Annotated in this window: 17 protein-coding genes; 4 read left to right on the forward strand and 13 right to left on the reverse strand. The window is 63.7% G+C overall.

The features are described from left to right. Positions 1–89: 89 nt before the first annotated feature. From ACTQWD_RS03980 to ACTQWD_RS04040, 13 genes are all read right to left on the reverse strand, one after another. The gene (locus ACTQWD_RS03980) at positions 90–1,091 is read right to left on the reverse strand and encodes a conjugal transfer protein TrbL (RefSeq protein WP_441559311.1); all 1,002 of its coding nucleotides are present in this window, start codon (positions 1,089–1,091) and stop codon (positions 90–92) included. 2 nt (positions 1,092–1,093) lie between these two features. After that, complete coding sequence (locus ACTQWD_RS03985) at positions 1,094–1,792, reverse strand: hypothetical protein (protein WP_441559312.1); 699 nt, start codon at positions 1,790–1,792, stop codon at positions 1,094–1,096. 30 nt (positions 1,793–1,822) lie between these two features. Beyond that, entirely contained in the window at positions 1,823–3,397 is a 1,575-nt protein-coding gene (locus ACTQWD_RS03990) for a glucosaminidase domain-containing protein (RefSeq protein ID WP_441559313.1), read from the reverse strand. 29 nt (positions 3,398–3,426) lie between these two features. Further along, complete coding sequence (locus tag ACTQWD_RS03995) at positions 3,427–5,904, reverse strand: VirB4-like conjugal transfer ATPase, CD1110 family (RefSeq protein WP_441559314.1); 2,478 nt, start codon at positions 5,902–5,904, stop codon at positions 3,427–3,429. Then, positions 5,873–6,298, reverse strand: a complete 426-nt coding sequence (locus ACTQWD_RS04000) for a PrgI family protein (protein WP_441559315.1) — start codon at positions 6,296–6,298, stop codon at positions 5,873–5,875. Before ACTQWD_RS04000 ends, ACTQWD_RS03995 begins: the two co-directional genes overlap by 32 nt. A 12-nt stretch (positions 6,299–6,310) precedes the next feature. After that, on the reverse strand, positions 6,311–6,526 hold the full coding sequence (locus ACTQWD_RS04005; RefSeq protein WP_006234636.1) for a hypothetical protein: 216 nt from the start codon (positions 6,524–6,526) through the stop codon (positions 6,311–6,313). A gap of 84 nt (positions 6,527–6,610) precedes the next feature. Next, entirely contained in the window at positions 6,611–8,431 is a 1,821-nt protein-coding gene (locus ACTQWD_RS04010) for a VirD4-like conjugal transfer protein, CD1115 family (protein ID WP_441559316.1), read from the reverse strand. Beyond that, on the reverse strand, positions 8,428–8,979 hold the full coding sequence (locus ACTQWD_RS04015; protein WP_441559317.1) for a hypothetical protein: 552 nt from the start codon (positions 8,977–8,979) through the stop codon (positions 8,428–8,430). The genes ACTQWD_RS04010 and ACTQWD_RS04015 overlap by 4 nt, the downstream gene beginning before the upstream one ends. Before the next feature lie 58 nt (positions 8,980–9,037). Next, a complete protein-coding gene (locus ACTQWD_RS04020) occupies positions 9,038–9,571 on the reverse strand; it encodes a peptide ABC transporter substrate-binding protein (protein ID WP_441559318.1) in 534 nt (177 codons plus the stop codon). A 201-nt stretch (positions 9,572–9,772) separates the two neighbouring features. Beyond that, positions 9,773–10,561, reverse strand: coding sequence for an ATP-binding protein (locus tag ACTQWD_RS04025; RefSeq protein ID WP_441559319.1), 789 nt, complete (start codon positions 10,559–10,561; stop codon positions 9,773–9,775). A gap of 14 nt (positions 10,562–10,575) precedes the next feature. Beyond that, entirely contained in the window at positions 10,576–11,091 is a 516-nt protein-coding gene (locus ACTQWD_RS04030; RefSeq protein WP_441559320.1) for a hypothetical protein, read from the reverse strand. 5 nt (positions 11,092–11,096) lie between these two features. Further along, positions 11,097–11,345, reverse strand: a complete 249-nt coding sequence (locus ACTQWD_RS04035) for a helix-turn-helix transcriptional regulator (protein ID WP_071129839.1) — start codon at positions 11,343–11,345, stop codon at positions 11,097–11,099. A 78-nt stretch (positions 11,346–11,423) separates the two neighbouring features. Continuing rightward, entirely contained in the window at positions 11,424–11,642 is a 219-nt protein-coding gene (locus ACTQWD_RS04040; RefSeq protein WP_073293326.1) for a helix-turn-helix domain-containing protein, read from the reverse strand. A gap of 686 nt (positions 11,643–12,328) precedes the next feature. Between ACTQWD_RS04040 and ACTQWD_RS04045 the strand changes: the two genes are divergently transcribed. From ACTQWD_RS04045 to ACTQWD_RS04060, 4 genes are read left to right on the forward strand one after another with little or no spacing between them, the layout of a single operon-like run. Next, positions 12,329–14,044, forward strand: coding sequence for a phosphoadenosine phosphosulfate reductase domain-containing protein (locus ACTQWD_RS04045; RefSeq protein ID WP_441559321.1), 1,716 nt, complete (start codon positions 12,329–12,331; stop codon positions 14,042–14,044). Between the two features lie 4 nt (positions 14,045–14,048). Then, positions 14,049–14,975: a DUF4007 family protein gene (locus ACTQWD_RS04050; protein ID WP_441559322.1), complete on the forward strand. Its 927-nt coding sequence runs from the start codon at positions 14,049–14,051 to the stop codon at positions 14,973–14,975. A gap of 10 nt (positions 14,976–14,985) precedes the next feature. Further along, positions 14,986–18,585 (forward strand): hypothetical protein, encoded by a 3,600-nt coding sequence (locus ACTQWD_RS04055; protein WP_441559323.1) that lies wholly within the window; start codon positions 14,986–14,988, stop codon positions 18,583–18,585. Positions 18,586–18,587: 2 nt separating this feature from the next. Continuing rightward, complete coding sequence (locus tag ACTQWD_RS04060) at positions 18,588–19,739, forward strand: aminotransferase class V-fold PLP-dependent enzyme (protein ID WP_441559324.1); 1,152 nt, start codon at positions 18,588–18,590, stop codon at positions 19,737–19,739. Positions 19,740–19,772: the final 33 nt, after the last annotated feature.

Here is a 19,772-nt window from a genome sequence, read left to right on the forward strand (position 1 = left end):
TCAATCGGTCCTTGTCTTCATCCGCCGGGACGCGTACCCCGGCGCGGCGCCCCTATCTCATGGCGACCGCCCCCTTCCTCGCTTTTCCGCTAGAAGCCGCTCACGATGTCGCGCGCCCAAGAGCCGCTCTTCACGAGGGCCAGGATGAGCAGCACGCACATGGCCAGGTACTGCAGCGCATAGGTGAGCCCGTTCGCGACCGCGTCGGCCGGGGTGCCCGTCCCGGGGTTCGCACCGGTGAGCCCGCCGAGCACGAGCGGGAACGATATGAGCAGAACGAGGATGATGACGCCGGCGATGCAGACCGCCCCGAAGCTCTTCAGGTAGCCGACGCCTATCTGGCGCGTGGCGTCCATGCCGAGGAACGCCAGCGGGATCGGGGCGAACGCGGCCATGATGTAGAGCTGGAGCGCGCGGGCCCAGCAGACCACGAGGGCGATGACGTAGGCCGCCAGCACCACGACCCAGCTGATGAGGCTCACGACGAGCATGGCGATGAGCGACGGGATGTCGTCGTCGGTGGTGACGACGGACACCTCGGGCAGGTCGAGCGCGCCTCCGGCTCCGAAGAGCGCCTCGACTCGGTCGATGGCGAGCCCGCAGACCTCGTAGATCGACGCCATCAGGTCAAAGCTGTTCTGTATGAGGAACAGGAACACGGCGAAGAACACGAGGAGGAAGACGACCTCCTTGACGCCGGGAAGGCTCTGGCTGCCGTCCATGCGCTGGGAGATCTCGATGAGCTTCAGGGTGAAGACCAGGCCGAGCACCCCGCACCCGATCGGCAGGATGGCCACCTGCCACACGCCGCGGGCGACGTCGTGCATGGTCAGGTCGCTCGAGCTCGTGAGCATGTGCGCGAAGTCGGCCGAGAGGATCCCGTTCGCGCCGATCGACCCGAGCACGCCCGTCTGCGCCTTGAACATCCAGTTGCAGCAGTCGCGAAGGAGGCCGCACAGCCACTCGTTGACGTCCCCGGCGATGTCGGCGTATGCCGGCTGCGCTGGGACGAGCAGGAGCGCGCAGAGGGCGAAGGCGGTCGCGGCGGAGACGGCGAAGGCCCTTCGGCGTCGCGATTCAAGCGCCCGCACGGCTACATCGCCTCCAGCGAGCCGCCGTGCGAAACCACGGTGACCACCGTCGAGGCGGGGTCGTCGAGCGTGAAGGTCGTCGACGCGACGTTCCCGGCGTAGTCGAGCCACACCTCCTTGTCCCAGGTGGCTCCCGTCGCCTGCGGGGACACCTCCGCCGCCTTCCCGGCGACGGCCTCCTCGATGGCGGCGGCATCCGCGCCCAGCGCCTCGGAGAGGCGGTCGTCGGTGCCGGTCACGGAGAACGCTCCGTCTTGCGCCTTCTGGGGCACGTAGGCCTGCGTCAGGAGGTCGCAGGCCAGGGTGCGGGCGTCCCCGCCGCCCGAGACCTGGATGAGCGACAGGCCTCCCGCCTTGTCGCCGGTTCCCTTAACCTCGATGGGCACGCTGAGAACGCCGCCGGCCTCGGAGGGCTCCTCGGCCGAGAAGAACCAGGCGCGCTCGGTGCCGCCTGAGCTCTCCACCATGGCGCCCTCGACGATTCGCAGCGTGGCTGTCGGGTCGTCGGCTCCCGTCCACACGGTGTTCCAGAACGCCTCGACGCCCATGGCGGCCTTCCCGGTTGCCGCGTCGGCGCCTGCAGACGCGGGCTGCTCTTGCTCCTGGGGACTATCCTGCGCGCCTTCCTGCGGGACGATGGCGCAGCGCGCCGCGCCCGCGCCGATCGCCACGACGAGCGCGCCTGCCGCGACGGCGGCCATGACCCTTGACTTTCCCTGCATTGGTTTCTCCTATCTCGCGGTGAGCGCGCAGCTGAAGCTGCCGATGCCGCTCGCTATGCGGCACACGTCGCCCGCTCGCGGCTCGTGTATGTACCTGTCGTCGCCGATGTAGATGGCCACGTGACCCGAGCGGTAGAGGATGTCGCCGGGCTTCGCCTCCGAGAGCGGTATGCGCCTGAGCTCCTCGTACTGGGAACCCGTGTAGTGGCTTATGCGGATGCCCGCCTGCGCGTAGCAGTACTGCGTGAGCCCGCTGCAGTCGAGCGCCTTGCCGGGGGTCGAGCCTCCCCACACGTAGGGCACGCCGAGCTGGCTGTACGCCGCCTCGACGATCGCGTTCCCGTTCGCGGTCGAGTCCTTCAGGTCCTCGACCGTCATGGAGTCGAGCCTGTAGAGGCCCCATTGCGCCATGATCGACTTCAAGGACTCGACGTAGGACGAGTCGGTCGCCCAGCCGGCGTCCTTGAGCCCCTCGGCCATCCTGTCCGAGTCGTGCCTCTCGATCGCCTCCTGGATGAGGGCGTTGCCCGAGTAGCGCTCCGCCTGCAGGAAGACCCTGCTGCGGAAGCGGATGCACTCGGCGTCGCCGGTGAAGCGGATGAAGCTCGCCGTGATCTGGGTGTGCTCGCCGGGCACGTACTCCTCGCTGGTGGCCCAGTTCGCCTTGCCGGCGACTTCCGGGCAGCCCGCGTAGCCCGACCACCACTTCATGCCGAAGAGGTTGTGGTCGCGCTCTGCGAGCTGGCTCATGCGGTCCCCCTGGCCGGACTCCTGGATGATCTGCGCTATGGTGCAGCCCGCCGGGTGCCCGTACTCCTCCTGGCACTCGAGCGCCGCCTCGACCATCTCGTAGGTGATGTAGGGAGGCAGCCCCTCGAGGCGCTGCTTGGAGGCCGCGTCGTCCCAGAAGCCGAACAGCGCGCTCAGCAGTTGCGCGACGGCGAGCACGCACGCGACGAAGGCCACGATGCCGGCCACCGCTCCGAGCAGGGCGGGCGCCGCGCCCGAGACCGCGCCCGCGATCGCGGAGGCGGCGCCCTTCGACCCTGCGGCTCGGGCCGTCTCGCCCGACGCCTGCGCCGCCGCCTGGGCCGCCTGGTGCTTGGCCGGGGCGGTCGCGCCGGCTGCCTCGGGGCTGCGCACGCCTCCCTTGGGGGCGCCGAGCGCGGTCGCCGCCTTGCGGCTGCCCCGGGCGGCTTTCTTCGCCTTCCTCTGCCGCAGCCCTCCCGCGGCCTTCTTGGCCGCATGCCCCGCGTCGTACATGCCCGAGGCGCCCTCGAGCTCCTCAGAGTCGTCGAGCTGGGAGACTGCCTCCCGGGCGATCGCCAGCTTCGCCGCCTCGACGCGCGAGCGCATCGCTGCCGCCGCGCGCCGGTCTCCGGCGGGTTGGGACAATTTGTCCCCGAGCCCGCCTCCCGGCGCGTCGGGCCTGGAAGGGCGCCCCTTCGCCGTTGCGGTTGGGCCCCCCGCCTCGTCGAGCGGGCCGGCTCCCTCCGAGACGTTTCCCAGGGAGTCGCGCTCGGTCTCCGCGACGTCGCCCGCGGTGAGCACGTCGCGGCGCTGCGCCCCGACCACCTCGAGCATCCCGCCGCCCTCGCTCGGGCCGGCCATTCCTATTCCTCCGCCTCTTGAGCCGCCCGGCGCATCTCGCGCTCGGCGACCTCTGCGGGCTTGGTGTTCCACAGGTCGTAGAGCGAGCCTTTCGGGAAGTCGTCGGTGATGGGCACGCGGATCCCGGCGCTGATGAGCAGACCCTCGCCGGGCTTGACGGCGTCGCCGATGTAGCCGCGCTCCGTGGCGGATAGCTGGAGCATCTCCGCCCATGCGTCGAGGTCGGCGGTGGACTGCTTGTGCAGCAGGAAGAACTCGGAGTTGAGCACCATGTCGCGGGCCTCGGCGTTGGCCAGCATGTGGCTCGTGTTCTGGCTGATGCCGGTGCAGATGAGGCCGAACTTGCGCCCCTCGCGCCACAGGCGGGCGAAGTACTCGACCACCGTCGGGTGCGCGAAGAGGCTCTGCACCTCGTCGATGTAGAGCCACGTGTAGTTGGGGCGCGGCGGCGTGACCATCACGCGGTTGCGCACCATCTCGAGCGCCGTGATCATGCCGAACACGCGCATGTTCTGGCCGAGGCCGTGCATGTCGATGTTGGTGATGCGGTTGTCGAGCGCCACGTTGCTCTGTCCGTTGAAGAAGGAGAAGGCGCCCTTCACGTAGCGCTCGTAGCGCAGCGCGATGTCGGCGGCCTCGGGCTCGGGCTGCGCGAGCAGCGCCGCGTGGAAGTCGCCGAGCGTGGGCAGGCGGCCGTCCCTCGCGCACTCCCGGTACGCCTCGCCGACGCAGCGCGCGATGATCGAGCGGTCGCGCTCCGGCAGGCCCTCGCGGCCCTCGGCCATGAGCGCGCTCGAGAGCGCGAGCACCGCGTCGGTCTTGTACGCGAGCTTGGCGGCGTCGGCGCGGTCCGCGACGTCGGCGGTGTCGAGGGGGTTGAGCACCGCCGAGCATCCCGGGGCGAGCTCGACGTTCGCGCCGCCGAGCGCGCCGACAAGGTTGCCGTACTCGCCGGCGGGGTCGAAGATCACGACCTCGTCCTCGGGGTGCGCGAGCACGGTGTTGGTTATCTCGCGCTTAACCGAGAAGCTCTTGCCCGAGCCTGGCTTGCCGCACACGAATCCCATGGGGCTCGCCAGGCGCTTGCGGTCGCACAGCACCAGGTTCCCGCTCTCCTTGGACTGCCCGTAGTAGCCTCCGCCCGCCTCGTCGAGGCTCTGGCTGGCGAAGGGCATCTGCATCGCCACCTGCCCCGTGGTGAGGTAGCGGCTCACGGTGACGTGGTTGTCCCCGAGCGGGAGCACCGAGTTGAGCGCCTGGCGCTGGCGGAAGTGGAGCGGCTCGAGGCCGATCGTGCAGCCCTGCGCGACGCTCGTCACCTGCTGCACGCGGCGGTCGAGCTCCTCGAGGCTGTCGGCCCAGGTGTAGACGAGGCCCGTGTAGACGAACAGGCGCTCGGACTTGTTGCGCAGGAAGTCGAGCAGCTCCTCGGCCTCCTCCTTCGAGAAGCGCAGCTCGGGCGGCAGGATCTGGTAGTCGTAGCCCTTCTTCACGGCGCTCATCTGCTCGTCGATGATCTCCTTGTCCATCCAGTCGATCTGGCGCTTCACGAGCGCGAGCGCCTCGCTCTGCGCGATTGGCTGCACGTGGAGCGTCACGTTGAGCGGCAGCGGCAGGTCGATGATGGAGGCGAGGTAGGTCTCCTCGATGACCGATCCGAAGCTGCGCACGGCGAGCACCGCGCCGTAGCGCCCGTCGCTGCGGAAGCAGTCCGACCTGCCCTCGGGCTTGAAGTCGAGCGTGGAGGGCATGACGAAGTCCTTCGTCCGCGCGCCCGACGTCGGGGACAATTTGTCCCAGGAGAACTCGAAGCGCGACCCCGGGCGCAGCTGCCCCTGCAAGAGCTCGAGCCTCTCGGCGCCGTCGAGGGCGCGCGACGAGCAGCGTATGCGCGCGAGGGTCTGCTCCACGTCGCCGCGTATGCGCGCGAGCTTGGGCACCGCGGCGTCGACGTCGTCGGCGCCCACGGCGTAGGTCAGGTAGCGGTGGCGCACGAGGTTCGAGACGCCCTCGCGCATCTTGTCGTTGAGGATCCTGTTGTACTCTTCGGCGAGCCCGGCGGTGGCGCGCTCCCCGGGCTCGAAGAAGACCTTGCGGCCGACCTCGTCGGCGGGGATGGGCGCGTTCACGACCTGGAGCTGCACGTGGGAGTCCGCCGGGAAGTAGTTGAACAGCGAGCTCATCACGGTGAAGGCCGTCTCGCGCGCCTCCTTGCGCGCGGACTGGTAGCTGATGTCGGAGAACTCGACCGTCTGGCTGAACACCCCGGGCATCACCTGTGCGATGCCGTCCTTGTACATGGCGTCGTAGCCGACGTAGGCGGCCATCTCGCGCGAGCGGTCGCGCTCCCGGCGGCGCCTCTGCCGCTCGGCCTCCGCGCCCTTCGAGGCGTCCTTGCGCCCGCCCGTGCCGCCGAGGAGCAGCCCGAGGGTGCTCGGGCGCTTCGGCCTATTCTCCTTGTTGGTTCTTGCTCGGCTCATAGAGCTCGACTCCTTTCTTCCTGGCCCTGCGCCTCGCGCGCCGCCCCGGGCGGCCCGGGCGCGGCGAGCCCTCGGGGAGGCTCCCGGCGAGGCAGGGCTCGTACGCGAGCAGCTGCGGGGAGAGCTCGTGGGCCGTCAGGAGCGGCAGCAGCTCCTCGGCGCGCATGCCGAAGGGCCGCCAGAACCCGGCGAGCCAGAACGGCATGCTGCAGAGCATGATCGGGAAGGCCGCGTCCGCGACGTCTGCGCGCAGGCCCAGGTGGACGAAGGCCGCCGCCCCGACGGCGCTGCCGAAGCCGAGCGACACGCATGCGAGCGTGCGCAGGCTCATCTTCCCGACGATCTTCTCCTCGTACTCCCCGATGTCCTTCTGCACCGGTATCCGGAGCGCCATTCGCGACGCCCCCTATGCCGGCAGCCAGGACGTGTCCAGCTGCCCGAAGTAGACCGACGCGGCGATGATGATCGCGCCGCCGGCGATGGTGGAAATGGCGGTCGCGATCTGCGGGCCGCCCTGCTGCTCCCTGATGGCCAGGCCGAGCGAGACCGCGCCCCACACGACCAGGAAGCCGCCGAGGAAGGTCACGCAGCCCGACACGAGCTTGATGACGTTTGCGAGCATGCTGCTCTCCTTTGCTTTCGGTTGACGATGTTCCTTGCTGTTCCTCCCCCGCGGCGGGGGAGGCCCGCGCCCTCCGCGGCCCCGTCACGAGTCGCCCTCCTTCCGCCTGCGGTACTCTGCGAAGTCGAATGGGCCGCGGCGCGCGGCCTCCTCGAGCAGGCGCGAGCGCGGATGGCGCTCGAGTCGGTACTTCCGGTCCATGAGCGGCATGCATCCGTTCACGAGCACGAGCGCGTCCTCTCGCGGCATGCGCGCCACCTCGGCGGGCTGTATGAGGTCGCGCTCGGAGATGCCGCGGTTTACGGTCCGGGTCCAGCCGGCGCCCCGCGAGTCGCTCTGCGTCTCGCTCGCCACCGTCTGCTTGCCGGCCATCTTGCTGATCTCCTCGTTGGTCTCGTTGGCCTTGCCGCCTAGGTAGAGCAGCGTGTCGCAGGCGTTCACGATGGTCTCGGCGTTGTTGTCGCCGTAGGTCTCCTTCAGCTGCGAGAGCGATTGGGCGATCATCGAGACGGCGATGTTCCTGCTGCGGGTGACGGCGATGGTCCGCTCGAAGTCGGGTATGCGCCCGATGTTGGCGAACTCGTCGAAGACGAAGTGCACCGTCGTGGGCAGCGATCCGCCGTGCGCCTTGAGCGCCTCGGCGCAAAGCGCGCTCACGGCGGTGTCCATGAGCAGGGCGAACAGGAAGTCGAAGGTCGAGTCTGTGTCGCTCATGGACGCGAAGAGCGCGACCTTGGCGCCCTCGTCGCCCATATGGGCGAGGTCGAGCTCGTCTTCGGAGGTGAGGTCGCGCACGGCGCGGATGGAAAGCGGCTTCAGGCGGACGTTGCAGCTCGAGAGCATCGACTTCATGGTGTCGCCGGCGGCGACGCGGAACTCGCGGTAGCTCGCGAGCGCGAAGTCGTCGGGCGGTGCCGGCTCGCGGACCTTGACCCACTCCCACGCGCCTTCTTCTTCGGCGAAGCCGCGTAGCGAACCGCAGCCTTCCGCCGAAGCGCCGCCGCGCCTCACGTAGCGCTCGCCGGTCTCCAGCTCGCGGAACACCATGTCGAGCGGGCTCATGTAGCCCGGGTCGTCGCGGGCGTCGGCGAGCGATAGCAGCGTGAGCAGCCCGTCGAGGTTCCTGTCGGCGGGCTCGCAGTGCATGACGAGGTAGGCCGTGAGAGCGGTGTAGACCAGCCGCTCGGCCTTCTCCCAGTAGGGGTCGCCCTTGTGGTCGGCCTCGCCCTCGGTGTTGGCGACGATGCCGCGGGCGAAGCGGATGACGCCCGCCTCGTCGCGTATGTAGGCTATGGGGTTGAAGCGCATTGAGCGCGAGAAGTCGATGGTGTCGAACGCGCGGATCTCGTACCCGAGCTCCGCCAGCGCGCCGCCCATCTCGCGGATGAGCGTGCCCTTCGGGTCGGTCACGAAGAAGCTGGCGTTGGCCTGCAGGAGGTTCGGCTTGACGTAGTAGCGCGTCTTGCCGGTACCCGGGCCGCCCACCACGAGCACGTTGTCGTTGGTGTCGGTGGAGAGGTCGAACCTGCGGCTCACGAGGCGGATGCGCGCGTTGTCGGTGAGGATGATGTTGTTGTCGGGGTCCTTGGGGTCCCCGAAGGGCGCGATGTCCTTACGCGTGGCCCACCTGGAGCTCCCGTGCTCCTCGCCGTCGCGCCGGGCGCCTTTGGACCCCAGGGAGCGCGTCCAGGCGACGAGCGCCGCGCACGCGCAGGCCGTCCCCGCGCACAGGGGAAGCGTCTCCGCGGAGAAGGCGCGTCCCGCGCGGAGCGCCGCGGGGATCGCCGCCATTGCGGCCTCCGGGTCGAGGATCGGGTTCGCGCCCGACGCCGCAATCGCCGCGGCCGCGAAGTCTCCCGCGCCGAACGCCGCCGCGGCCAGCGCGGCCGCCGCCTGCCACCTCATCTCTCGGGCCCCTCGATCTGGCGCGGGCCGCGGTCCCGTCCGAGGCCCTGGCTGTGGGCCCTCGACGCCTCGCGCGCACGCTCGGCGCGCTCGGCCAGCCGCTCGGGTGATTGGCGCCTCTCGGCTATCTCGGAGAGCCGCTCCCTGGCGCGCTCGGCGGCCTTGCCGGTCTCTTGCTCGAGCTGGCGGAAGGCCTCGTCGACCTCGGGCGCGTCCTCCACCTTGAAGAGCAGCCAGTCGCGGCCCTCGCCTGGGATGATGTGGTGCTCGACCGACGCGGCGCGCAGCTTGTCGGAGACGACCTCTTTGATCGTCGCGTACTCGGGAAGCCCCGAGAGCTCCTCGAGGCTGAGCTTCGCGTAGGTCGGCGCGCCCTCGGCCGCGACCTGCTCGGCGCGCCCGCCGGAGATGGTCCCGCGGATTCCCGCGAGGCGCTCCGAGAGCTCCCTCGCGCTGCGCGCCATGGCCTCGGCTCCGGCCTCCTGGCCGATCCTAAGCATCCAGTCGAGCAGCTTGCCGCCCGCCTCGTCCCCGTAGTCGCTCGCCATCCCGCGCCTCCCTTCCAGTCGAGATGAAAAAAGGGGCGCCTTCGCGCCCCGGTCGTCCCTATTCGGCCCCGACGGCCCTCTCTCGCGCCATGGGAGCGCGGGCTTCCTGTTCGGCGTGCGCGCGGCTCGCCTCGCGGGCGGACGCGGCGCGCTGCGCCAGCGGCTCGGGCGCCTTCTCGTGCAGGTGGGCCCATTCGCCGCTGCGGCACTGCTCGGGCGTCGCCTCGCACATGTCGCGCATGGCGCGCTCGAACCGCTCGGGCTCCTGGGCGATGGCGCCGAAGCTCCAGCTCTCGAAGCCGGTCCACGCATCGCCGTCGCGCTTGAGCGTCCACCACTCGTCGCCGCCGTTCACCTGCTGGATGAACGCGAGGTCGCGGTAGCAAAACCCCTGGCGTATGGCCCAGTTGCCCGATCCGAGCGCCTCGCGGAGCCTGTCGAGGCTTTCCGTGCGGGAGAACTCGTAGGGGTACTCCTCGAGGAACGGGTCGTCCTGCCAGTCGAAGCCGCCGACCTTGAGCCAGCCGTTCTCCTGGCACTTCTCCACGAGCCCTTCATGCTCGCGGCCGGTTATCCTCTCGAAGCCGTCCATGGGCCCTCCGCCTTTCGTTTGTTGCTTGGCGGGCGGCGTCCTCGCGATGGGGGCACGGTGCGAGTCGGAGCAGGCGTGCGTGCTGGCGCGTCGGCGCCGCCCAAGACGTGTATAGCGATTTCGATTGCGGCATAGGGCGGGGCCGCCCGCGATGGGTCGAGCTGGGTCGAGCCGTCCGCGCCTCCACGGGAATCGCACAGGTCAGGCGCGCCGGCGCCTGTCCCTTCCGCCCAGGTAGACGGGCCTGCAGGTCTGGGAGATCCTGCTCGCGATGGCCTCTGCCGTGACGCGCTCGCCGCGCCTCGCGAGCCTGTCCGCCAGCGCGCCGGGCGCGTAGTTCGACGTGACGATGGTCGGGCGCATGTCCTCGTAGCGCGTGTCGAGCACGCTGAACACGGTGCCGACGGACCACTCGGTCGCGTCCTCCTTGCCGAGGTCGTCGAGCACGAGGACGTCGCACTTGGCGTACCGCGCGACGGCGGCCTCGGTGCCGCCCTCGTCGAACGTCGCCTTCACGCGCTCGAGCATGCCCTTGGCCGTCGTGAATGCGACCTCGTAGCCCGCCTCGGCGAACAGTCTGGCCATGGCGGAGGCGGCGTGCGTCTTGCCGGCGCCGACACCCCCGTGTATGTAGAGTCCGGCGCCCCCGTTGCCTGCGAACGAGGCGATGTACTCGGCGAACTCGGGGCGGTCGGCCTCGGCGGCCCAGTAGCGCCTGGGGATGCCCGCGCGCGAGAGCGTCTTCTCCCGGCGGGCGGCCTCCTCCTCGGCGGCGAGGGCCGCGCACCTTCGCGCCTCGGCCTCCCGCTCGCGGGTTGCGCCCTCGCACGGGCAGGGGACGGCGGAGACCCAGGCGACCCTGCCCGCCAGCGCCGCGCCGAGCGGATCGAGGGCGGCGCCGCAGTGCGGGCACGCCCTCGGCTCCGGCTCGTCGAAGGAGAGCCCGGCAGCCCGGGCCTGCTCCAGAGTGATGAGTCCCGCTCGGTCCATCGGGCGCCCCTTCCTTATCTTCTGAAGTCCTTGTTATCCCTTTTGCTTATTGGGTGGCATATCGTCAGGGGTTTCCCTGACATCTCGTCAGGGGTTCGGGCTGCGAACCCTGACGGTTCGTCATCCTTGTTCGCGCCGAGCCCTGTCATTTCGTCACCCTTTTGCACCTGGAACCCTGACGAATCGCCAGGGGTTGCCAGCGCTCCGGGCGGCAGCCTCTCGCGCACGATGCGGTACCGCTTGGTGGCGTGCCCGCGCGCCGGGGCGTGCACGCCGCACTCCTCGATGAGGCCCTGGTCGAGCAGGTCGCGGATGGCGCGGTGGACGCTGCGCTCCTGCACGTTGAGGAATCGGGCCAGGCCGCCCTTGCTCTCGAAGTAGCCGCACCCGGCGTCGCAGAAGCCGAAGATGCGCGCGTAGACGAGCAGGGGAAGGCCGGAGAGGCCCAGGTCCGCCATCATGAAGTGCCGTACCGTCGTGAACTCGCGCGGGGAGGGGCCGTCGCGCCCCCTCGGGCCTGCGGCCGCCATCGGCGCTAGCCCCTTCTGGGCGAGCCGACGACGCTGTTGCGCTCGACCCATGCGACGAGCTCGTCGTGCAGCACGATGCCGTCGCGCGTCTTGCCGCCGATGTAACGGATCGGGAACGGGTCGTCGGGGTCCTTGGCGAGCCGGTACATTGCGTCGCGGCTGATGCGCAGCATCGCGCAAGCCTCGTCGGCTCCGAATATCGCGTTGGTCGATGCTATGAGCCTCACCTGGCTCCTGCTAGTGCTCTTGGTCATGGTCGTCCTCGAGCTCCTTTCGTCTCGAGGCTCCCTCGCGTGCCCGGCCGCGGGCGGCTCCCGGGGCGGTCGCCGCCGTCATTTCCTGCCGCTCCTTGACTCGATGTAGGCGTCCACTGACGCCCTCGAAACCAGGAGCTTCCTGCCGAGCCTGTACGAGTCGATCTCTCCCGACCAGATGAGGTCGTACGCCTTGTTTCGGCTCGCCCTCATGTACTGCTGCATCTCGATCACCGTCATCCATTCGTCGCGGCCCTGGTTGTTCTCGGGCGCGGCGCATTCGGCTGTGCGTGCCATGGTTCCTCCAATCTTCCCGTGCGGCACCGTGCGGGCACACCGCGCGGCACAGTGTCCCTTTTCGTCTGCGCGACGATTGAACCGCCTGCTGGCGCATCGCGCGCATGACGGGAACGGAGACGGGTCGAGGTGGGTCGAGCTGGTCGGGCCTCCACGAAACGGCCATGAGCCGCGTGGCTTAGCTCTCAGCTAAGTCCCTGAAAAGTAAAAGGCGCCCATGCGGGCGCCTGCCTAGGAGCGATGTTCGTTCGGTTGTGGTTGGAATGCTTCTCTTCCGCGGTGCTGTCGTCCGGGGTCCGGCATCTGTCGTTCGCCTCTTCTGTCGTGTTTGATGTTGTGTGTTATGCGAGCGACCTTGCGCGGGCCTGCCGGCCCGTTGCCCCAGGTGCACCCGGGTAAATGGTACCCATCCGTTGGGACGCAGCCTACTGAAAGAGACGATTGCGTGATGAGGTGGTAGATGAGTGGCGCAATACACGTGCCCTTACAAGTTCTGCGTCAGCAAAGCACTGAGCGATAGACAGCACTGAATAAGGTCCTTGATTTTCTTCGCTGCTTTGATAAGCTGTTGCGATTATTCTTTCTGCCGTTTAGCGTGAGCTCCTTCTGATTTTCTTGATTGTCTGCTACACTTCAGCCCATTGGATGTCAGCATCCAATGGGCTGAATATTTAAAAGGAGGGGCAATGTACTGCACAAAATGCAACCGCTTTACCGATAGCGGTACATGCCCTGAATGCGGCAGAGAGACAATCGAAGAAGCCCCTCATGTCGTTTATTGGTGCGGCAGCTGCAACATCCCGTTGATTCACATCCCGGGGGACCGGAAAATCGAATGCCCGATTTGCGGGCACGAGGCAAAGTATCTTTGTGCAGATATGCGCCCCGTCTTTCCTGAGGAAAGGCTGCTTTTTGAGGTAATGACGGGAAAACCCCTTGCGTATATCCATGAATCCGTGTGGGCTTCGGGAAGCAAGTATTACGTCAATGGCAAGGCAACGAACATTACGGTTGCCGAATTCCTTTCCTCTAACCCAATCGAGGTCAGGTCGCAGATCGACGAATATGCCAAGGAGAATAGCTACGATGCATTCGATCGCTACGTCGATGTTTTCGTTGAAGCGAACCGTGCACATCTTGACGCCATCGTGCGCGAGGCGTGCTCTTTCGTCGTCGACGCCTCCAAGGATTATCCCGAGGAAAACCTCGTTGTCTCTTTTTCGGGCGGCAAGGATTCGACCGTAACCGCCGATATTGCTGTTCGCGCCTTGAGTGACCCTTATCTTGTCCATATATTCGGCGATACTACGCTCGAGTTTCCTAGCACTACCGAGTATGCAAAGCGCTTTCGCGCCAGCCATCCTTTGGCGATTTTCAAGACTGCGCGTAACTACGAACAGGATTTTTACGATATGGCCGAGGTCATCGGTCCGCCGGCACGAATGATGCGGTGGTGTTGTTCGATGTTCAAAACGGGGCCGATTTCGCGAGCATTCAAAGGGCTTTTCGGCGATGAGCCCATCTTGACCTTCTACGGCATTCGCAAGGGAGAGTCGGTCTCGCGCAGCAAGTACAATCGCATTGAGGACAGCGCCGAATCCGTCAAGATTCAGCGGCAGACGGTTGCGGCACCAATTTTCTATTGGAATGACCTTGACGTTTGGTTGTACATACTTGGTGAAAAAATCGATTTCAACGATGCCTACCGTCTCGGTTATGAGCGCGTGGGCTGCTGGTGCTGTCCGAACAACAACGCGCGAGCCCAATTCCTGTCTCAAATCTACATGCCAGAAGCTGCGGCTAAATGGCGCAGCTTCCTAGTTGATTTCGCGCGCCGCATCGGTAAACCGGACCCGGAGGTATACGTCGACACGGGTAAGTGGAAAGCGCGCCAAGGGGGCAACGGCCTTGCCGCTGCAAGCTCTGTTCTTGTTGAGGCGAGCCACTGCGCCACTGACGACAGCGCGACCATCTTCTCGCTTGAGAGGCCCTACTCAGACGAATTGGTGGGCCTGATGACGCCCATAGGCGATTATGCGCCTGGCCTCGGCCGTCCGCTACTCGACGAGAAGGTCATCGTCGACCACCGCACGAGGGAGCCGCTTATCTCCGTTATGCCTTTCGCGCAACCTGGCTACGAGTACGCCGCGAAAGTGCGCGTTCTGAAGGCCTCTGATGCCGAGACGTTGCTGCGCATGGCGAAGTATCAGGTCGTTAAGTTCAATGCTTGCAGGCAGTGCCTCAAATGCGAAGGCCTGTGTCGTTTCGGCGCGATCAGCATTACGTCGGACGGCTACCGAATTGACCCGCAGAAGTGCGTGCACTGTCGACAGTGCGTAACCGATAAGTATCTTGAGGGCGGTTGCCTCATGCGCAAGTACCTCAGAACCAAGGAAGAGTAACGTCATGCAGATGAAGTTCAAGGCACACCAGTCTTTTGCCGTGCGCAAAGGATGGCTCGGAAAAGGCCTCCGCACAATAGCGAATCCCGATAATGCTGCACTTCTTATGCCGAGCAACAGCAAGGCCGCGATGGACGAGCTAGGTTTGGGCTCGAACCAGGTCGTGGCGCTGCGCTATTGGATGCAGACGCTTGGCCTTGTGGACTACAGGAAGGGATCTCGCAATCGCGAGCACGTTCTTACACCTCTAGGCAAACTTATCTATGAAAACGACCCGTACACGGAAGAGATCGGTACGCTTTGGGCGCTTCACTGCAACCTCGCATCCGCTCTAGAGGACGCCGCTTCCTGGTACTTTTTCTTCAATGAGTTCGGTATGAGCGTTTTTACGCGAAAGGATTTCACTCGTGCCCTTGAGCGCTATATCTTTACCTACAACGACAAGAAGGATGTGTCCCTTAAGTCGCTCGAGGACGATTTCAACTGCATCATCAACACTTACGTCGCGCACGGCTATGCCGGCAAGAAGGGCGGCTCGCCTGAGAGCGTTATCGATTGTCCCCTCGGCGAACTCGGTCTTGTGAGTATCGAGAGCCGCAGCGCAAGAAGCTTTCGCAAAACGAGCGCTAATCCCGCCATGCTTCCTGCGCTGCTGGTGCTCTATTGCATCTGCGCGATGGTGGATTTCCAAGAACGCATGGACAGCCCTCTCGGACGAGAGATAAGGCTCGCTGACTTGCTCGATGCGCCGTGCTCGCCCGGAAGGGTTTTCAACCTTGACGCCGTGGCGCTTCTTGGCAAGCTTTACGAACTTGAGGGCGAAGGCTATGTCCGTATAAATCGCACTGCTGGCCTCGACGTCGTTCGTCTCAATGAGCCAGGCATAACTGCAACCGCTTGCCTCGAGCGCTATTACGAGATTATTGGTTAGGAGCGCTCCCGTGAACCTAAAAGATATGGTCGTCCCCAACAAGGACTTTCAAACATCGATAAACATCGAATTCGATTTCGGCTCCAAAGAAAAAATCGAGGGTCTCATTCCCACCGATTCCGTTTGTCGCTACCTTGAGCGCATCTTGGGCGATGTAATTGCCCCCTCTAATCAGCGGGCAAAGCTGCTCGTCGGCGCCTACGGCAAGGGCAAGTCCCATGTCGTGCTCGCAGCGCTGATGGCGATGTGGTGCAAAGACCCCGGAGCATTTCAGAGAATCACAAACGCATATAGACGCAGGAACAGCGGTTTTGCGGAGACCTTCGACAGATTCGTTCGAGATGGCCAGCGCTTGCTTCCCGTCGTTATTTCGGGAAGCACGTCCGATCTTCGCCACTCGCTTCTTTTCGCGCTCAGAAATGCCCTGAAGCTTTGCGATTCCACCGATCTTATGCCTTCGACGAATTACGACGGCGCAATTAGAGTACTTGACAGATGGCGTCGCGATTATCCGAGCACGCTGAAACGATATGAAGAGCTTACGGGCTCGACCTACGGCACCACTGTCGCAAAACTGCGTGCCCTTGAAACCGATACGTATGAAGAGTTCGTTGCCGCTTACCCGAGCTTGACCTCGGGTAGCACGTTTGATGTGCTCGACGGAGCAGACGTGCTTTCCGTATACGAGCAGGTGCTCTCCGGTCTTGCCGAGCGCGGCGTTAGCGGTCTTTATGTCGTTTACGACGAATTCAGCAAGTATCTAGAGACGAGCATAGGACGAGCCACCGTTGAAGACACGAGGCTTCTTCAGGACTTTGCCGAGGCATGCAACAGGAGCGGCGCAGAAAAGCAGCTACATCTTCTGCTTATTAGCCACAAAAGCATCTCGAACTACATTGACGCCGACCTGCCCAAAGAGAAGGTCGATGGGTGGCGCGGCGTGTCCGGTCGCTTTGAAGAAATCGAAATGTCCGACGACGAGAACCAGTCCTACGAGCTCATGTCTTCGGCGATCATCAAGGATTCCACGAAGTGGAGCCGTTGGCGCTGCGATCATGAAGCGCTTCTATCGCGAATCGAGGGACGCTACGTTCATAATGGACTTTTCGCGGGCAATATGTCCGATGTCGTTGTGCGTGGTTGCTACCCGTTGCATCCGTTGACGGCGTTCTTGCTCCCGAAGCTGTCTGAGAAAGTTGCCCAGAACGAGAGAACCCTGTTCACCTTCCTGTGCGCCGAAGGCGACAAAACCATGTCGGCGGTTCTGGCGGAATCGGCAGAGTTCGTTACTCCCGACTGCATTTACGACTACTTCGAGCCCCTCCTTCGCAAGGAAATGTACACAAGCCCCCTCCATAGGGTTTACGAGCTTGCACGCGCATCCCTTTCGCGCGTCGAACCCGTCTCCCTCGAGGCGCGCATCATTAAAACCGTTGCCGCAATCGACGCGGTCGCGCAATACGATCGAGTGGAGCCAACCAAGGAGACCCTCCTCGACCTCTTTTGCGACTGCGGATTGGGAGCAAAAGAGGTCGATGAGGCCATTACGCGCCTTGTCGAAGGAGACTCAATCGTCTACCTGAGGCGCAGCAACGCATATCTTAAACTCAAGGAAACCACTGGCGTTCATGTGGATGCAGAGGTTTCCAATCGAGCTGGCTCGCTCCGCAGCATGATGACCTGCGAAGCGGCGCTTAACCGAGAAATCGGAAATATGGCCCTGTACCCGTCTCGATACAACGAAGACAAAGGCATGGTCAGGTTCTTTGAGTGCGGATTCGTTGGCGCATCCTCGCTAAAGAAATGGTGCGAGCAAGAGGTGAGGCCCGATCATATCCTCGACACCGGCAACGATTGGGTGGCGGATGGTCAAGTTGTCGGAGTCTACTGTTCGACGCCGGATGAGCTCGTTGAGCTGAAGGACCTTGCCAAGAATGAGCTTTCGCGTGAAAAGCTGACCGTTGCGGTTGTACCGAGGTCGTTCACGAGGATCGAAGAGGCGCTTTACCGGCTTGAGGCTGCAAGGCAGTTGAAGGAGGAGGCAGCCGACGATGCAGCGCTTGCTGACGAATACGAGATAGTCATCGAGGACTGCTCGGAAATCGTCAACGGCTATATTGCCGGTTTCTTTCAGCCAGAGCTGAGGCAATCCCTCTATTACGTCAACGGGAGTCAGAAGAAGGTCGTTACGCGCAAGCGGAAGCTCTCCGAAGAGCTGTCTCTGCTTTGCGACGAAGTCTTCGGCTCAACGCCGAGAATAACCAGCGAGTCCCTCAACAAAAACGATCTAACGGGAACGGCCTTCAGCAGCCGAACCAAGATTCTCAAGGCCTTGTGTGCGCCTACGCTTGCCCAAAACCTGGGCTTCGTGGGCAATGGCCAGGAGACGTCCATGGCGAGGAGCGCATTCGAGAAGACTGGACTCATCAAGGATATCGCGAAAGCAATTGACGAACCCGGCGTTCCAGAGGCAGGCATTGAAGCGGTCATCGATACCATCAAGGACTTTATAGAAACTGCAGACAACACGCCCTTTTCAGAGCTCTACGATAAACTGATGGGGCGCGATCTCGGCATCGGCTTGCGAATGGGCCCGATCCCTCTCTACCTTGCCTACGTTCTCAGGGGCTACAGGGAGCAGGTCAAGATAACCTTTAATGGCGAAGAGCGGCCCATTAACGAGGCCCTCTTCGACGACATCGCGAAGAATCCAAGCGATTACCGCCTGACAAGACTCAACTGGTCCCCCGAGATGGAGGCCTACGTGAAGAAGGTCGCAGGGGTTTTCGGATGCAAGTCCGATAGGGCTACGCGAGCAGACGTTGTCGATGCCATGCGCCTCTGGTATGTGGCCCTTCCTCAGATGACCCGTAACGCCAATATTGATCGCTCCCATGGCGGGACGGAGCCCATCTCGAGGGTAAGGAAGCGTTTCTTTAAGGCGATAAAGAAAATAGATTGCGACACCGACAAGCTGCTGTTCGAGGAAATTCCCTCGATATTCGGAGAGCCTTGCGATTCGGACGCCTTAATTTACGCGCTCAAAAACGAGAAGGACGAGTGCGATGGATATCTGCGCGACTGCGTCGAGGGGCTGGCGCACGCTTTGATGGCGTTGTTCGGCCCCGATGCGCATCAGGACGCAAGTCTTTCATCCGTTTTGAGGGATTGGGTTGACGCCCATCCGGCTGTGCAAACGAGCGTCTATTCGGGTATCAACAATCAAGTCCTTCAAGCTGTGGCTACTTCAACGGGCGACGACTTCGTGACTATCAACAGAATTGCCAAGGCGGCGACCGCGCTTCGCATCGACGACTGGAATGACGAAAGGTTTGATGACTTCCTCCGAATCGTTCAAGGTATGAAAACCGAGGTCGAATCAACCGTCGATGAAGCGGGAACGACTGAAGACGAATCCGCCTGTCTGAGCATCAGGTTTGCCGACGAGGGCGGCGTGCTTAGGGAAAAAACGTTCCCGGTCGTTATCCCGTCCCGGCGCGCCAAGCTTCTTAAGACCGGGCTTCTTGCGTGCTTGGATGAGATGGGCGGCGCTCTTTCCCCCGAGGAAAAGAGACAAGTCGTTTTCGATGTTCTGAGGAGGCTTTGCTAGCTATGCCAGAAACAGCTAATTTCGATAATGCGGCGACCACCTTCCCAAAGCCGAGCGTCGTCTATGACTATGCCGACTCTTTTTATCGCAATTCCGGCGGCAATATCGGCAGGGGCGGCAACGCTCTGGCCGTCGCTGCCGGCGAAATCGCCAAAGCAGCAAAGAGCAATCTGAAGAAGCTCTATGGTTGTCCTGCAGACGAGGTCATTTTCACGGCTTCGGCGACCGATGCCCTAAACCGCATTCTCCTTGGCTTGAATCTCGCCAAAGACGACGTTGTTTACTGCACGCCCTTTGAGCACAACGCTGTAACCAGGCCTTTATTCCATTTGGCCGAAACGGCTGGCATAAAGATCGAAGTGCTGCCCTTCGATGCCGAAACGTTTATGCCTCGATACGAGGAAATCGAGGAAGCCTTTACTGCCAAGGCGCCGAGGCTCGTTGTGATGACTCACGCTAGCAACGTATGCGGCGCGGTCGTTCCCGTGGAAACTATCGCGCGAATGGCTAAAGCCTATGGCGCAACGACCGTTATCGATATGAGCCAGACTGCTGGCTTGCTCCCGCTTCAGCTCTCCAGCGATCTGTTTGATTTCGCAGTCTTTGCGGGCCATAAGACCTTATACGGTCCATTCGGCATCGGAGGCTTTATTTGCAAGCGCGGAGCCAAGCTCAGGCCCGTTTTTTTTGGCGGGAATGGCATCAACTCGGTCGAGCAGCGGCTCCCTGAGAATATCGTCCAGATGGAAGAGATCGGAAGCCAAAACACGTATGCAATCGCGGGGCTTAAGGCGTCCACAGATTGGCTGCTCGAGCAGGGATTGGAAGCGATTCGCAAAATCGAAATGGAGAATCGGGACAGGCTTTTGGAGTGCCTGAGGGCCGCCGAGTCTTGCTCTCTCATCGGTGAAGGCATGGAATGCGAGAGGATAGGCGTTGTGTCTGCTCTGTTTGACGGGTACTCACCGGATGAAGGGGAAATGGTCCTTGGCCGATGCGGGGTTGCTGTGCGCTCCGGCATTCAATGCGCCCCATACGCCCATCGTTTTCTCGGCACTCTACCCGCTGGAACAATTCGCTTCAGTGTGAGCGCTTTGACCGGCGACCCCGAGTTCGATGCGCTGGAACGAGCGTTGGACGCCATCGCAGAATAAAATAGCCGCCCATTGATAAAAACTAAACCATCT

It is taken from the genome of Collinsella sp. LCP19S3_B6, from assembly GCF_052121815.1.
Taxonomy (GTDB): Bacteria; Actinomycetota; Coriobacteriia; order Coriobacteriales; family Coriobacteriaceae; genus Collinsella.